Origin of the sequence: Gracilimonas halophila (assembly GCF_042684365.1) — a bacterium.
Classification (GTDB): Bacteria; Bacteroidota; Rhodothermia; order Balneolales; family Balneolaceae; genus Gracilimonas; species Gracilimonas halophila.
In genome coordinates this window covers 191,943-207,659 of the sequence record NZ_JBHULI010000022.1, presented here as the reverse complement: position 1 = coordinate 207,659, position 15,717 = coordinate 191,943, and the positions used below count along the sequence as shown (strand labels likewise).

Here is a 15,717-nt window from a genome sequence, read left to right as displayed (position 1 = left end):
ATTAAGATTTAAATTCATTAAAGTAAGATTGCAGTTTATCTGTAAAATCTACTGCCGTTTCAGAAAACATATCTACCTCATTCTCAGAAAATACATTCTTCTCAAGAAAATCAGAGGCTTCATCCCAGGAATCAAGGTCCTGAATGGTCTTCAAAGACTCTGTGTACTTCTTTTTCTTGCCTTTGAAAATTTCTTTCGTAAATAATTTTTCCTGACCTACCAGGAAATCCTTAAGATCCGGATTGTCAATTTCTTCTTCCTCTTCCGCCGCTTCTTCATCCACCAGGCTGTCGACCAGTGTTTCTTCATCCATCAGCAGATCATCATCAGAAGACTTCTTGCCACCCATCAACACATCCATTTGATCGGGACGCAGGAATTGTTGCCACATGGGTTCTTCATCACCATCGGAGCCTTCATCGATCAGATCTTCATCAGACTCCTCAACAATAAATTCATCCATTTCATCCTCTTCGGCCTCAGAAGCCTTTTTCTCTTTCTCAGCCTTCCTTTTATCTGCTTTAGCTTTCTTCTCTTCTTCTTCCTTCTGTTTTTCCTTCTCCTGTTCCTCTTTAGAAAGGTTTTTAAAAGAGTTGGCAGCCTGATCGAGTACCGTTACCAAGTTGTGTCGAAATTTCTTGATCTCATCGGTCTGCTCTCCTTTTTTGATGGATTTCGAGATCTCTTCGGCATCGGGGGCTTCTTCAAATTCCTCGAAGATCGTCTTATCCTTCTGCTCAGATTTAAAAAGTGCATTAAAAGACTCTTCATCAGTCATCTGAGGACCGGTCTCACTGTAATCTCCAAAGAAGCTATCTAACAGCCGCTGCTCCTTTTCGTCGATCTGCTCTACCTCTTCTTCATCAGGGTGATCGAAGCGGTTCTTTTGTGCGAGCAGTTCTTCCCGAAATTGATCCCTGAACTTTTCCTGAAGCTTAACATTCAGCAGGTCAGGGTACGATAAGATCTCAATAAATCGTTCTTTTGTGATCTCTTCATCAAGCTCATTAAAAGCTTTTGCAGTCAGGAAAAGCCCTTTATCTTCAAAAAATAATTGAATGAGTTTGGCATCGATCTTTCCACCGAACAAGGTGAATAAAAGTTCCAGAACCTGAGCCCATTCTTTTGCTGAATAGGAGGCTACAAGGTTTGCATCCAGGTTGTGAATGAGCAACTTACAACGCTTTTTCTCAAGGGTTTTAAGCTTCCGTTTCTTCATATAGAGTGGAATAGCCCTTCCAAAATGCTTGTAGATGGTTAGTTTTTCGGTCCGGTTGAGCAGCTCTTCATACCCTAACTCATCATCACTTTTATAAATATAATCCGCCATATGATGGCGAGGTTCTAAATATACCTTTACAATATCAGTTATAACTTGACTGGTAATGCCGTAAAACTTGTCTTTTGGAATTCTTGAATTTGCAAAGAGCGCTTGTTGGAAGTCTTTCCAGGCATCTATTACCAATTCCTGATCGGTATTGGCCCAATCCGTTTGATCCAGCTCAAATTCCTTTTTCAGCTTCTCATTTACTTCAAACCGTATTCTTTCCACAATGAAGGAAGGAAACCCTGCTGAAAGAAAGTCTTTCAACGAGTAATAAGGCTTATCGGCTTTCACCGCGCCCATCAGTTTATCGATGATATTTTCTACAGATTGATGCATATCGAAATTTAAAATTTTATTGAAAATAAAGCCTACTGAGTCGCAATACAATTAAGGATTTAGTAATTCTGTTAAGTTTTCAATATTTATGAAATGAATACGGATTCTTATTAGCCATAAACTTGCTACCTTTAGGCATGATTTCACTTCAAGTCAACGACCTGACTAAAAAATTCAATCGCCACACCATCTTTTCTATGCTTTCTTTTGAGCATGAAAAAGGGGTGCTTGGTATTTCGGGAGCAAACGGCAGTGGAAAATCCACCCTCCTGAAGTCACTGGCTTTTTTAATACGTCCCAATTCCGGATCCATTGTATGGAAAGAGGATGGACATGAGATAGGTCAGGAGCAATTGAAAGCTAACACAGGTTTTGCGGCACCTTACATTAATCTTTATTCGGAACTTTCGGTTATAGAAAATTTGCGCTTTTTGATAGAAGCAGGTGGAGTTCCAGCCAGTGAAAGTACACTACTCGCATTGCTGGAGCGTGTACAAATTCCACATCTAAAGGATCAGCTATTTGGCAGTCTTTCTACCGGACAGCAGCAGCGTGCAAAACTGGCTTCTGCACTTGTCAGAGACCCAAAAGTCCTTATGCTTGATGAACCCGGCTCCAATCTGGATGAGAAAGGCCATGAATTGGTTAGCCGGATCGTAAAAGATGCTTCTGAGGCTAATAAACTTGTTTTCCTAGCTTCTAACGATCCCGGTGAGATCGCACTTTGTGACAACATTTTGAGTATTGAGAGTTGATAAAGTTTTTTTGCCTTCAAAAAATTTACAGATATAATAAAATACTCACCCTATCAATTCTCAACTCTCTTCCATTTCCTTTACCTTAAAACCATAAAAATAACCTCCAAATTTCACCATCTATATGATTTCAGAATTCGACCAACAATTGGCCACGCTTATTCTTGAGCACAGCACCGAAGTAGAAAAAGGGCAAAATGTGATGGTGCAGCTTATCGGATTAAATGGAATCGATCTTTTGAGAGCACTTGTTCAGCAAATTCGTGCGAAAAAAGCGCATCCGTTCATTAAGATAGAAGATGCGGATACCCAGCGGATATTGATCGAAAATGGAAATGAGGAGTTTTGGAAAAATCAGGCGAATGTGGACCAATTGCCTTTGATGAAACAGATGGATGCATTTATTGGTATTCGTGCCTCACAAAATATCTACGAGAATTCTCAGGCAAGTAAAGAGGCGAACAAAGCCTACTCTGAGCATTTCCTTCACCCCGTTCATTTTGAAGAACGTGTCAACAACACCAACTGGTGCATCATGCGCTACCCTTCCCCGGCTTTTGCCATGAATGCAAAAATGCCTACCTCTGCCTTTACCGAATTTTATTATAAGGCTTGTTTAGTGGATTACAGTCAGCTTGAGGAAGCCATGAAGCCTCTGGAAAAACGATTACGAGCTACCGATGAAATTCACCTTAAAGGTGAAGGAACCGATATCAAGTTCTCCGTAAAAGGCCAGAATTGGGTGCCATGCTTCGGGAAACGAAATATCCCGGACGGCGAACTCTTTACCTCCCCCATCATTGATTCCGTGAACGGTGTCATTACCTACGCTCCTTCCGTATACCAGGGAAAGCCTTTTGAGTTTGTAAAACTTGAAGTTAAAGACGGTGTGGTTGTGGACTTCGATTCTTCCAACAATGAAGCGCTGAAGGATATTTTAGATACCGATGAAGGAGCCAGCCGCTTCGGTGAATTCAGCTTTGGATTGAACCCTGTGATCGAGAGCCCGATGTATGATATTTTATTTGATGAAAAGATCTACGGATCCAATCACCTTACCCTCGGAAAGGATTATGAGATCGCCCCAAATGGAAATTCCAGTAATATTCACTGGGATCTTGTTTGTATAGGTGCTGATGTATATCTGGATGGAGAATTAGTGCGCGAGGGCCGCAAATTTGTAACAGATGATCTCAAAGGGCTTAATCCTGAAGAGCTTTTAAAATGAGCTGCGGCAGGTCTTTGTGCTAGAGAATAAGACTATTTTAATGAGAGTATAAAATGCTTGTTCTTATCTTTGGAAAGAATAACAGCAGGAGCTAAATGCGTAATTTAATTTGGATCGTTGGGGTAGCTATCGGGTTTGCCTCACTCATTCTTAAAGGTATCGAACTTTACTACTCTACCAATTTTATACCAACTGAATTGTATGTTGGAATCATAATTGTACTGTTTACAGGATTGGTGATTGGAATAGGAAATAAACTCATCTCAAGTTCACCCGCTGAACCAAAGAAAAAAACCTTCAAGAGAAATGAACGGGCAGTGAAAGCCCTGGAGATCAGTGCGCAGGAACTAAAAGTATTGGAACAATTGTCCAAAGGACGTTCTAACCAGGAAATCGCTGATAAATTGACGATCTCGACCAATAAAGTTAAAACCACACTAACCGCTGTATATAAAAAATTGGAAGTAGATCGCCGGAGTAAGGCTGCCAAAAAGGCGAAGTCCCTTAAGCTCGTTCCATAACTCACTCCTCTTTCAGATTTTTAGTGCCCTTCTTCCTTTAGTCGTGATTTATTTCCGATTTATCCCGTACTTGTAAGTCATGAAAATCTTACTGTAATTAAGGTATTATGAAAAAGCGAGTAACAGGACTAGGCGGAATTTTCTTTAAAAGTGAAGATCCAAAGGCATCAAAAGAATGGTATAAGAAGCATCTCGGAATAGAAAATGGTCAATATGGCGGAACCTTTGAATGGCGCCATGCGGAGAATCCCAAAAAGAAAGGCTTCACAGCATGGAGTGTATTTGACCAGAAAACCGAATACACCGATCCAAGCACAAAAGATTTTATGATCAATTACCGGGTTGAAAATCTGGAAGTATTACTCAAGACCCTTAAAGATGAAGGTGTAGAAGTGATCGGGGAAATGGAAGTTTTTGAATACGGAAAATTTGGATGGATCATGGATCCCAACGGAATCAAGATCGAGCTTTGGGAACCGAATGATGAGGAGTATGATAAGATAAAGGGTGAGACGAATATGAGTAGTTAATTTTAAACTACTATCCTTTGACTACTCTTCCTCATAAAAGACATTCAATTTTACCAAATAGTCATCCCTGCCTAAACCGGGATCGTAGGTTCTGTCTTTATTACTTGTGATCATATATATATAACCATCGGGAGCTTGTTCAACTGACCTGACACGGTGATAATCGTGTGTTTTATTGGTTATGAGGGGAATTAATTCATCTACTGCATTCTCGTCAAAGGTCAATTGCCAAAGTGTCTTACTTCTCAACCCGGCAAATAAAAAAGTACCTCCCCAAGGTCCTTGGTTTACAAAAGTCGCTCCCGAAGGAGCCCATGTATAGTCTAATTCAGATTCACCATCTTCTGGGTGACCACTGTGAATAATCGGAGTTTCCATTGATGGAGCGGATTCATCTCCTCTTATTTCAGGCCACCCGTAATTCTTACCCGCCTCAATTCTATTTATCTCGTCATGGCAACAGCCCTGACTTGAAGATGGACCATGCTCTGTTGCCAGCATTACTCCTGTTCCTGCCTGCCATGCAAACCCTTGTGGATTTCGATGACCATAGGAATAGACATACGAATTTGGAAAGGGATTATCTTCAGGGATCGTGCCATCTGAGTTTAATCTTAAAATTTTACCCGACAGATCTTCCAGATCCTGTGCCGAAGATTCTTCAAACCTATCTCCTACCGACCAATATAATTTACCACCCGGACCAAATTTGATTTGTGCTGCCTGATGCAGATCAAACCCGGGAACATCATCCATTAATATCGTATCAAACTCCCCTCTTTTAGTCTCCGGATTTTCTTTTAATCTGATCAGACGATTCAGATCGTAACTGTGATCATCAGAATGATATGCAAAGCCAATATAAACATATCCATTGTTTTCAAAATCGGGATCAACTGCTATTCCCTGCAATCCCGACCTTCTTTCTTCAGAGTCTCCCGGAAATCTCAATCCCTGATCTTGCATGTATGACGACAAATCAAACCAAGGCTCTGATTGTAGCTCACCATTTTCAATAATACGAACTGTACCTTTGATTTCAGTTACAAAGATCCTGTTTCCAGCAAAGCTCATTTGCCAGGGATACTCTAATCCATCTGTAATAAGTTCAGTTGTAAATTTTATCGGCAATTCAACCTGTACTTCTTCTGTTTCTGTTGGAGAACTGCATCCCACAAGAAACAAAGTAAACAAGGAGAAGATTGAGATTAATCTTTTCATTTTTTTACTGATTGTCTGACTTTTAATACTCTAATCTTCTAATAAGATATAAACTTATTAATAACTTGAAGTTATCAATTTATAATCTCTTTGATCGTCTCTTCAAAAGCCGTCAGCGTATTACTTATATCCTCACTGGAAAGTGCATTACTCAAGAAAAAAGCTTCAAATGGAGATGGGGGTAAATGCACCCCTCGCTTCAGCATGCCATGGAATATCTTCCCAAACAGCTTTTTATCCGTTCGGTTGGCATCATCAAATGTCTCTACCGGGCCTTCACAGTAAAATACACCTACCATAGAACCTACCCGGTTTATGGTATGGGGAATATCATGATCGCCGAGAATCTGCCCGATACCATTAGCCAATACCGATGCTTTCTTCTCTAATTCCTCATAGATCTCAGGATGATCTTTAAGCTTCTTCAGCAGAGTAAATCCTGCTGCCATCGCCAGCGGATTTCCGGAAAGCGTACCTGCCTGATATACCGGCCCTGTCGGTGCCACATAATCCATGATCTTCTCTTTCCCTCCATATGCTCCAACGGGCAGTCCGGCTCCTATGATCTTACCATAAGTTACCATATCGGCCGTTACACCATACACTTTCTGCGCACCCTGGAAATCAACACGGAAGCCGGTCATCACTTCATCAAAAATGAGGACAATATCATGCTCATCACATAGTGCACGCAATCCTTCCAGGAAATCTTTTTTTGGAGGAATACAGCCCATATTTCCGGCAATTGGTTCCAGTATAATGGCAGCTATATCATCTTTATTGGCATTCACCAGCTCTTTCACCGAATCGAGGTTGTTATATTCAGCATTAAGCGTGTCTTTAGCCGTTCCTTCCGTTACACCCGGACTGCTGGGCTCTCCCATGGTCAAGGCACCGCTTCCAGCTTCTATAAGGAATGAATCACCATGACCATGATAATTTCCCTTGAACTTGATGATCTTGTTCTTCCCGGTATAACCGCGGGCTACGCGAATGGCACTCATAGTGGCTTCAGTTCCTGAATTCACCATACGAACTTTATCGACCCCGGGAACAGAACTTGTGATGAGCTCTGCCATCTCTACTTCTAGACGGGTCGGGGCTCCAAATGAAGTGGAATTCACCGCCCTTTCCTGAACAGCTTTTACCACATCAGGCTCGGCATGACCTAACAGCATCGGTCCCCATGAACTGATGTAATCGATGTACTTATTCCCATCTTCATCCCACAGGTAAGCACCGTTTGCTTTAGTGATAAAGATCGGAGTTCCGCCCACACTGTTAAAAGCCCTAACCGGGGAATTCACCCCGCCGGGTATGACTTTGGATGCGCGTTTGAAAAGGTCTTTACTGTTTTGGTTGCTCATTTTTCTATCTGTACATTTTAGATTGGCAGGCCGTAGAGACGCGATGCATCACGTCTCTACGGCCTGCCGGAATATTCAATATTTAATCTATAAGTTTCCTACACTCTGTGTTGGAACCAAAAATAGGCGAATGCGATTCGCCCCTACGGTACTTTCCCTCGTTCCCAACCACCCGGTTGGGAATGCCACTCCGGACCTCCCGGTCCATCTGATAGCGATTTGATTTACATAGTCTTTAAAAGCCTCGCCGCCTGCTTGGCAAAATACGTTGCGATCAGGTCTGCACCGGCTCGTTTGAAGGCCAGCAGGGACTCCATCATCACTTCTTCCTCATTCAGCCAGCCTTTTTCAGCCGCTGCTTTGATCATCGCATATTCTCCGGACACATTATAGACCGACACTGGGATGTTGAAATTCTGTTTCACAGCACGGACCACATCCAAATAGGGCATTCCCGGCTTCACCATTACGATATCGGCCCCTTCATTAATATCAAGTTCCACTTCACGCAGGGCTTCTTCTACATTAGCCGGATTCAACTGATAGGTTTTCTTATCTCCAAATCCCGGAGCAGAATCAAGTGCATCACGAAACGGTCCATAGAAGGAAGAGGCGTATTTAGCACTGTAGGCCATAATACCTGTATGCTCAAATCCGGCTTCGTCAAGTGCCTTGCGCATCACTCCAATTCTGCCATCCATCATGTCAGATGGAGCCACCATATCGGCGCCGGCTTTTGCATGACTCACTGCCATCTTCGCCAATACTTCTACTGAAGGGTCGTTCACGATCCCACCATCTTCTACTATCCCATCATGACCGTAGGATGAATACGGATCCATTGCTACATCCGTCATAACATACAGATCCGGATACTTTTCCTTGATGAACCGAACCGATTCCTGCATCAATCCATTCTCGTTCAAAGCCTCCGTTCCTTCATTATCTTTTTTTGGATCGGGAACTTTCACAAATAATAATACCGACTGAATTCCCACCTCGATGAGCTCTTCCAATTCTTTTCCTAAAACATCCAGTGTGTACCTGAAATAACCCGGCATACTGGAGATCTCTTCTTTTTGATCCTTCCCCTCCATGATAAAGACCGGGGCAATAAAATCGGACGGATGCAGACGGTGTTCCTGCACCATTTCACGGATAGCAGATGACTGACGATTTCGTCTTAATCGGGTTGTAGGATATTTCATGGTTTTCTGTTTGTGAAACGTGAAAAGGCAAAAGTGAAAAGCCATAAATGAACTATTGCCTTTTCACTTCTCCCCTTTCACTTATTTAATAATTAATCCAATCAACAGGCTTCAAATGCTCTATCAATTCTGCTTCAGGGCTGCCTTCTTCGGGATGGTGATCGTACACCCATCTTACCTGAGGCGGCAGACTCATCAAGATAGACTCGATCCGGCCTTTGGTCTTTAGCCCAAACAAGGTACCGCGATCGTGGATCAAATTAAATTCTACGTATCTGCCGCGACGGATCTCCTGCCACTTACGGTGCTCTTCATTGAACTCAACATCCTTCCTGTCTTTCAGAATTGGGATATATGCATCTGTGAAAGCAAATCCACAGGCTTTCGAAAACTCAAACAGGTCTTCAGCCGAACGCTTTTCATCAGGTCGCTGGTAGTCAAAAAATAGTCCGCCAATGCCCCGCGCTTCCTCCCGATGGTGGTTGTAGAAATAGGCATCACACTCTGCTTTGAAAGTGGAATAATAATTGGGATCGAATCTATCGCAAACTGCTTTGTGTACTTGATGAAAATGCTTGGCGTCTTCCGGAAAAAGGTAATAAGGGGTCATGTCAGCCCCGCCGCCAAACCATTGATCTCGCAGTTCACCTGTTTCCTTATCATACAATTCAAAATAGCGGTAATTAGCATGAACCGTAGGTGCAAACGGATTTCGGGGATGAATAACAAGTGAGACACCAGTAGCAAAAAACTCAGAATCCGGCACTTCAAATTTCTTCTGCATGGCTTCAGGCAACGCTCCGCCTACCGTTGATACATTCACCCCGCCTTTCTCAATGACTTCCCCATCAGCTATAATACGCGTACTTCCCCCGCCAAATCCATCTCTTTCCCAATCCTCGATCAGGAATTTTTGGGTTCCTTCAACAGCTTCCAGTTCATCACAGATGTGTTGTTGAACATCAGAGACGAATTGTGTGAATTGGGGTTTTATGGACGTTAGGTTTCGGGTTTTCATTATCTCAGTTTCATTTTCAATATTTGGCCGTTATCATACTCTGTCCTCTAACTGGATTTCAGTACAACTGAATCAGGTCTCTCTCCAAAGAGAGACAGATTCTCACCAATTCTTACTATCTAAGCAATTGACTTAAAAAAATCTAAAAGCAAGAACCTGTGTCCCTTTGGAGGGACAGAAAGAACGAACTTGTTCGTTACTTTCAGGGAGGACTATTTAAACTCGTTCCCAACCACCGTTTGGAATGCATTAGCGGACCACCCGGTCCGCTTGGTTTCAAGATCGAAAATTCTTGACGGTATCTACAAAAGTCTTGGCATTTTCTACAGGGACATTCGGCAAAATTCCATGCCCTAAATTGGCGATGTAATTCCCTTTTCCGAATCGCTGCATCATCTCCTTAGCCTCGGCTTCGATCTGCTCCGGTTCCATCAACAACTTGGATGGATCGAAATTTCCCTGAACCACTTTATCTCCGGCAAATTGTCGTGCGTGTTCGGGCGTACATCCCCATCCGATCCCAAATCCGGGTACACTCGTTCCGGCAAAAAAGGGATAACTCCACTCGGCATCTTTACAAAACATGATCAATGGTACACCATAGTCTTCTGAGGCAATTCTTTGAAGGTGCGGCAATGCCAGTTTCTTGAAATCATCAGGTCCCAGTGCAGCAGCCCACGATTCAAATACCTGCAATACCTGCGCCCCGGCTTTCACCTGGTGATGTAAATACTGGATCGTCTGATCCGTCATAACCTCCAATAACTTCTGGGCAGCTTTCGGTTGTGAGAATAAAAATGATTTAGCTGTAGAAAAGGTCTTAGATCCCTGGCCTTCCACCAAATAACAGAATAACGTCCATGGAGCGCCGGCAAATCCGATGAGCGGAACACGGCCATCTAAGGTTTTTCTTGTAAGAGTCAACGCATCATAGACATATTGCAGTTGCTCTTCAGCAGGAATGATGTTCAATTTTTCAACCTGTTCTACCGTGCGGATCGGATCCGGTAAATAAGGGCCGAATCCGGGTTTGAGCTGTACTTCCACATCCAGACATTCTATAAGCACTAAAATATCGGAAAATAGAATAGCCGCATCGGTTCCTACAATATCGATCGGCTGAATGGTGATCTCACAGGCTAGTTCAGGGGTCTTTACCCGCTCAAAAAAGCTGTACTTCTTCTTGATCTCCATGTATTCCGGAAGGTAACGTCCGGCTTGTCGCATCATCCAAACAGGCGGGCGTTCAGTTTCTTTACCTTCCAGTGTATCGAGTAGCAGTCGGTTTTTGAGTTCGGGAAATGACATGTACTATAAATAAAATGTTTGGATGGATTCCATAAGTGAATCCAGAGTTGAATATTCCGGGGTGATACAATTTTTCATCCCCGCTTCGTTAGCAGTTTGTTCGGTAGTTGGCCCAATACAAAAAACCTGAGTTTTTTCAGAGATTGAATTCTGTTCGCTGAAAGACTCAACAGCACTTGGGCTCATAAAAACGATCCCATTAAATTCACCGGTATTGATCTTATGGGCAGTGTGTTTTGTACGGTAGACTTCGACTGAATTTAGATTGGTTGAATCACCCAGCAATTTTGAGAGATCCGCTCCTTTTAGGTTTCCGCAAAAGTGAACCACTTCTTTCAATTCAAGCTGTTTCATTTTACCGGCCAGGGTAACTGCATTATATTCATCCGGTATAGTGACTTCCAGCCCAAGTTCTTCAAGTTTCTCAGCCGTTTTAGCCCCTACCGCAAAAATGTGATTGGGGATGATCAGGTCTTTGATCATCGGTTTGATCGCCCTTACTGCTTTTTTACTGGTGAAGATCCAGGCATCTGCGTGTTTTGGAACCTGGCTGAGCCACATGGCCGGCATCAGGTACTCAAAAGTGATGAAGGGAATGCTTTCGATCAATAGTTTACCGTCCTCAAGCATACAGCGCTTTTGTTCGGTAAGCTGGGTGGTAAATAAGATCGACGGCTTTTTATTATTCATCAGAATGATCTAATAATTCAGCTGCTCCTTCGCCTTTTAACAATTTAGCCCACTCAGCTCCTTTTTGAGCAACAGCCTGATCCACAGAAATTTCTCTTTCTACATCCAGCCGCTTTGAGCCATCCAAAGAAAGAACAGCCCCAATAAAATACAGAACTCCATTCTTGATATCGGCATGAGCTCCAACAGGACTTGAACATCCTGCTTCCAGTTCATTTAAAAAAGCACGTTCAATAGATCCACAGAGATGACTTTCCTTGTGGTCGATCTTTGCTAAAACATCTTCAAAGTCAATTTTCTCGGCGGTTACAATTCCTACGATCCCCTGAGAGGGAGCAGGGATCATCCAATCCAAAATTTCCGAAATCCGGTCTTTATACCCGATCCTTTCCAGTCCTGCAGCAGCAAAAATAGCCCCATGCCATCGATTAGAGTCAACTTTTTCAAGTCGTGTAGGAACATTTCCTCTCAATCCAACTACTTCGTCTCCGGGAAATCGGTTTTTCCAAAATGCTGTTCTGCGAATACTTCCGGTGGCTATGACCCGACTATGGCCTTTTTGAGGAGCTTCAACAGGGCAAACTAATACGTCCATAGGATTTCCCCGTTCTAACACAGCAGCCAGTTTCAATCCGTCAGGAAATACGGTAGGTACATCTTTGAGTGAATGAACTGCAAGATCGATCTCTCCGGCTAAGAGGGCTTCATCCAGTGCTTTGGTGAATACACCTTTATCACCCAATTTATCAATGGGAATATCCTGTACTTTGTCTCCAAAGGACTCGATCTCGACAAGCTCTGTTTCTACCCCTTGGGTATTCAGCGCATCGGCTACTTTATTCGCCTGCCATAAAGCCAGTGTACTTTTACGTGTACCAATCCTAAGCTTCATTTTGTGCTTTTTCAAATTCCTGATCAATTCGGTCGATATGAATAGCCATGATCTTTTTCTTGATGCGGCGGGTCACTTCTTCCATTTTTGAGTAGGATTCCTGATCCATTTTATTCTTCACACGATCCAATTCCGCATCGGTGATATCGCTTAGACGGTGCTCAATTTCTTTGATCCTGGGGAGTAAATATCTTGAACGTTTCACACTATTCATGAATTCACTTTTCTCCTCCTCAATGATCTTTTTGATCCCGGGGATGGCTTTTTCCCGTTGTTCCAATGCTTTTTTGTTGGCCTCATAGATGGAATCCATATCAATAAGCGTAATATTGCCGGCCTCAGCCACTTTTGGATCAACATTCCTTGGAACGCTAAGATCCAGCACCAATTGGTGATGATCTATACCTTCAAAATGTTCAGGATGTAAAATGGGGTTCTTTGCCCCTGTTGCTGTTATGATCAGGTCTGCTTTTTTGATCTCATCATCCAGCTCTGAAAATGCATGAGCTTTGATATCAAAAGAAGAAGCAAGTTCTTTGGCACGATCAATGGTTCGGTTTACTACTGAAATATGTTCTGCACCGTTTGAGACCAGATTCTTTGCTGAAACCTTCCCCATTTTCCCTGCACCGATCAGCAGGATCCTGATCTTACTCAGGTCCTTGAAATGTTCTAATGCAAGCTGGGTGGCTGCGAAACCGACGGAGGCCGTACCTTTTCCAAAATTGGTTTCGGTACGGCTCCGTTTGTGTGCTCGGAAAACAGATTGTATCAATTGATGAAATTCACCGGAAAGCCCCTTCTTCTTAGCTTTTTTATATGCCTGCTTTACCTGCTGTATGATCTGAACATCGCCAAGAACCTGAGAATCCAATCCTGCCCCAACCTTATACAAATGATCATAGGCGTCATTTTCGGTATATACATAACCGTGTTCCTGGAAAAAATCCCGATCCGTATTTGTGGATTTACAAAGCGCAGATATAAGTACTTCCGGATCACAAAAAGCATACAGCTCGGTTCTGTTGCAGGTATCCATCATTAAAATTCCACCGGGTATATCTTTAGTGTGAAACTCCAGGAGTTGTCTGCGGTCGTTGTCTAAAAAGAATAATTCACGAATAGAAACCTCACTTTTCCAGTGAGAAATACCTATTGCACTAAATCTCATAAATAGTTCTTAAAAATTTTCCGGCACATTAGTCAGGAAGGTATTTTCTGAATATGAAGATTATGTGAAGAAAAAATTCATATTCGGAAAATATCGATGTCTAACGTTGTTTTACGAGGGTTTTTAGCTTCACGCTTTATGAAGAACCAAAGATACATTTTATTGTAATCAATTGTGATTTGTAATCTTTATCGATGGCATCATTTTTTTAAAGCTTGTGAGCATTATGTTCGAACTTCGTTACCTTGATGAGTATATTCCGATCTTAAATCATCAAAACCTAATACACTTATAATGGATCTGCAGTTAACAGGGAAAGTCACAAAAATATTGGAAGAACAATCAGGTCAGGGAAAAAATGGTCCTTGGAGAAAACGGGATTTTATTCTTGAGACCAAAGGAAAATACCCAAAGCAGGTTTGTATAACACAATGGGGTGAGAATATAGATCAGAATGCCGTCAATGAAGGAGATGAGATCACTGCTTTTATTGATATCCAAAGCAGGGAGTATAAGGGAAACTGGTACACGGATGTTAAAGCATGGAAAATAGAACAGGGTACGGGCGGAGCTCCGGCTGAGGCCCCACCAAGTGCTCCCGGACTTACAATGGATGGAAATCAAGAGATGGATCTTGATGACGACCTCCCATTCTAAAGTGTATGATCCATAAAAAAACCACTGCTTTTTTTAGCAGTGGTTTTAGGATCAACGTAACCTCACGAAAGCTACTACTCTTAAGTTTACCCTCCTTTAATTACGCACTTTATCTGCCTTTTATCACCGCATAGATGTGCGGTATTTGTAAAAGGTACAATAGCTCAAGAGCCTAAGGTGTAGGTGGTTAATTATCTTCTCCAGTCCATTTCTTCTCTGGGCTTGTTATCAAGAATTTTCTCGATCTTATCCATGGCTTCGTCATCCACCTTATCAACAAGATCGATCGCTTTCATATTTTGCTCCACCTGTTCCACACTGGAAGCACCTGTGATAACCGTACTTACGTTCGGATTCTTCAGGCACCATATAAGTGCCAGTTGCGGCATGGGAACACCAATACCATCAGATACTTTCGCCAGCTTTTCTACTTTTCTGAGCTTTTCTTTTCCTTTCTCGGATTCCAGTAGTTTTTTTCGAAGCCAGCTGTATTTCTTAAGATCCAGTCGGGAACCTTCGGGGATGCCATCATTATATTTCCCGGTTAAAAGACCACTTGCCAGAGGGCTCCATATTGTGGTACCCAATCCGATGTCTTCATAAAGAGGAGCAAATTCAGCTTCTACTTTATCCCGTTTAAACATGTTGTATTCAGGCTGTTCCATCAGGGGCGGACGCAGATTATTCTCTTTGGCAAAATCATATGCTTTTCGGATCTGTGTGGCATTCCATTCACTTGTTCCCCAGTACAATGCTTTCCCTTCATTGATCACCTGATTCATGGCCCACACCGTTTCCTCGATCGGTGTATGAATATCGGGGCGGTGACAAAAGATCAGATCCACATAATCAGTTTGGAGACGCTTCAATGCAGCTTCCGTACCTTCTTTGATGTGTTTAAAAGACAGTCCCTCATCATTGGGGCCTTCCCCGCCCCAGAAGATCTTGGTTGAAAGAACCAGGTCCGATCGTTTCCATCCTGTCTTTTGGATCACCTCTCCCATGATCGTTTCTGACTTACCGGCTTCGTAAGCCTCGGCATTATCAAAAAAGTTTACCCCGGCATCGTACGCCGTCTTCATCTGGTTATAGGCCAGATCGGTATCAACCTGCTCACCGAAGGTGACCCAAGAGCCAAATGAGAGTGCTGATACCTTAAGTCCTGATCGTCCTAAAAATCTGTATTCCATGGAATTACAATTGGTTTAATTTTAGTTTTTTATTCTGATAATTTAACAGAAGTGAAATTCAATACGTTCTAAAAAAATGAATTAATAATATTCGAATCTGAAGGATAAGATTTTTATCTTTGGCGCCTCACTTAAGTGAGTAAACGATCAGGGCCCGTAGCTCAGTTGGTTAGAGCAGTCGACTCATAATCGATTGGTCGCAGGTTCAAGTCCTGCCGGGCCCACAATTATTGAGAGGGTGTAAAAACCCTCTCAATTCCCTTCTAAGCCAAAAAAAAGCCTAATTACTTACACTAAG

Annotated in this window: 15 protein-coding genes and 1 tRNA gene; 6 read left to right on the top strand and 10 right to left on the bottom strand. The window is 42.6% G+C overall.

All coding sequences use genetic code 11. From position 1 onward, the window contains the following. Position 1: 1 nt before the first annotated feature. Entirely contained in the window at positions 2 to 1,663 is a 1,662-nt protein-coding gene (locus ACFSVN_RS05990) for a hypothetical protein (protein WP_390300024.1), read from the bottom strand. Between the two features lie 137 nt (positions 1,664 to 1,800). Here ACFSVN_RS05990 and ACFSVN_RS05985 point away from each other — a divergent pair, with 137 nt between their 5' ends. From ACFSVN_RS05985 to ACFSVN_RS05970, 4 genes are all read left to right on the top strand, one after another. Then, on the top strand, positions 1,801 to 2,418 hold the full coding sequence (locus ACFSVN_RS05985) for an ABC transporter ATP-binding protein (protein ID WP_390300022.1): 618 nt from the start codon (positions 1,801 to 1,803) through the stop codon (positions 2,416 to 2,418). A 124-nt stretch (positions 2,419 to 2,542) separates the two neighbouring features. Further along, on the top strand, positions 2,543 to 3,646 hold the full coding sequence (locus ACFSVN_RS05980) for an aminopeptidase (protein ID WP_390300020.1): 1,104 nt from the start codon (positions 2,543 to 2,545) through the stop codon (positions 3,644 to 3,646). Positions 3,647 to 3,741: 95 nt separating this feature from the next. Further along, complete coding sequence (locus ACFSVN_RS05975; protein WP_390300018.1) at positions 3,742 to 4,167, top strand: response regulator transcription factor; 426 nt, start codon at positions 3,742 to 3,744, stop codon at positions 4,165 to 4,167. A gap of 107 nt (positions 4,168 to 4,274) precedes the next feature. After that, entirely contained in the window at positions 4,275 to 4,697 is a 423-nt protein-coding gene (locus ACFSVN_RS05970) for a VOC family protein (RefSeq protein WP_390300016.1), read from the top strand. A gap of 21 nt (positions 4,698 to 4,718) precedes the next feature. On the opposite strand, the gene ACFSVN_RS05965 is transcribed toward ACFSVN_RS05970, so the two are convergent. From ACFSVN_RS05965 to hemA, 8 genes are all read right to left on the bottom strand, one after another. Continuing rightward, a complete protein-coding gene (locus ACFSVN_RS05965; protein WP_390300014.1) occupies positions 4,719 to 5,918 on the bottom strand; it encodes a PQQ-dependent sugar dehydrogenase in 1,200 nt (399 codons plus the stop codon). A gap of 74 nt (positions 5,919 to 5,992) precedes the next feature. Continuing rightward, positions 5,993 to 7,285 carry a glutamate-1-semialdehyde 2,1-aminomutase gene (gene hemL, locus ACFSVN_RS05960; protein ID WP_390300012.1) on the bottom strand — a complete coding sequence of 431 codons (1,293 nt, stop codon included), beginning with the start codon at positions 7,283 to 7,285 and terminating at the stop codon, positions 5,993 to 5,995. Between the two features lie 224 nt (positions 7,286 to 7,509). Continuing rightward, the gene (gene hemB, locus ACFSVN_RS05955; RefSeq protein WP_390300010.1) at positions 7,510 to 8,493 is read right to left on the bottom strand and encodes a porphobilinogen synthase; all 984 of its coding nucleotides are present in this window, start codon (positions 8,491 to 8,493) and stop codon (positions 7,510 to 7,512) included. Positions 8,494 to 8,578: 85 nt separating this feature from the next. Then, positions 8,579 to 9,511 carry an oxygen-dependent coproporphyrinogen oxidase gene (gene hemF / locus ACFSVN_RS05950; RefSeq protein ID WP_390300008.1) on the bottom strand — a complete coding sequence of 311 codons (933 nt, stop codon included), beginning with the start codon at positions 9,509 to 9,511 and terminating at the stop codon, positions 8,579 to 8,581. Positions 9,512 to 9,787: 276 nt separating this feature from the next. Continuing rightward, positions 9,788 to 10,819 (bottom strand): uroporphyrinogen decarboxylase, encoded by a 1,032-nt coding sequence (gene hemE / locus ACFSVN_RS05945; protein WP_390300006.1) that lies wholly within the window; start codon positions 10,817 to 10,819, stop codon positions 9,788 to 9,790. Positions 10,820 to 10,822: 3 nt separating this feature from the next. Then, positions 10,823 to 11,509 (bottom strand): uroporphyrinogen-III synthase, encoded by a 687-nt coding sequence (locus ACFSVN_RS05940; protein WP_390300004.1) that lies wholly within the window; start codon positions 11,507 to 11,509, stop codon positions 10,823 to 10,825. Further along, positions 11,502 to 12,401: a hydroxymethylbilane synthase gene (hemC, locus tag ACFSVN_RS05935; protein ID WP_390300002.1), complete on the bottom strand. Its 900-nt coding sequence runs from the start codon at positions 12,399 to 12,401 to the stop codon at positions 11,502 to 11,504. Before hemC ends, ACFSVN_RS05940 begins: the two co-directional genes overlap by 8 nt. Further along, a complete protein-coding gene (gene hemA, locus ACFSVN_RS05930) occupies positions 12,391 to 13,572 on the bottom strand; it encodes a glutamyl-tRNA reductase (RefSeq protein WP_390300000.1) in 1,182 nt (393 codons plus the stop codon). Before hemA ends, hemC begins: the two co-directional genes overlap by 11 nt. Positions 13,573 to 13,866: 294 nt before the next feature. Between hemA and ACFSVN_RS05925 the strand changes: the two genes are divergently transcribed. Further along, the gene (locus ACFSVN_RS05925) at positions 13,867 to 14,229 is read left to right on the top strand and encodes a DUF3127 domain-containing protein (RefSeq protein WP_390299998.1); all 363 of its coding nucleotides are present in this window, start codon (positions 13,867 to 13,869) and stop codon (positions 14,227 to 14,229) included. A 191-nt stretch (positions 14,230 to 14,420) separates the two neighbouring features. Here ACFSVN_RS05925 and ACFSVN_RS05920 read toward each other — a convergent pair whose 3' ends face one another. Beyond that, positions 14,421 to 15,419 carry a potassium channel beta subunit family protein gene (locus ACFSVN_RS05920; protein ID WP_390299996.1) on the bottom strand — a complete coding sequence of 333 codons (999 nt, stop codon included), beginning with the start codon at positions 15,417 to 15,419 and terminating at the stop codon, positions 14,421 to 14,423. 150 nt (positions 15,420 to 15,569) lie between these two features. On the opposite strand from ACFSVN_RS05920, the gene ACFSVN_RS05915 reads away from it, so the two are divergent. Continuing rightward, positions 15,570 to 15,643: transfer RNA gene (locus tag ACFSVN_RS05915), tRNA-Ile, on the top strand. Positions 15,644 to 15,717 lie beyond the last annotated feature (74 nt).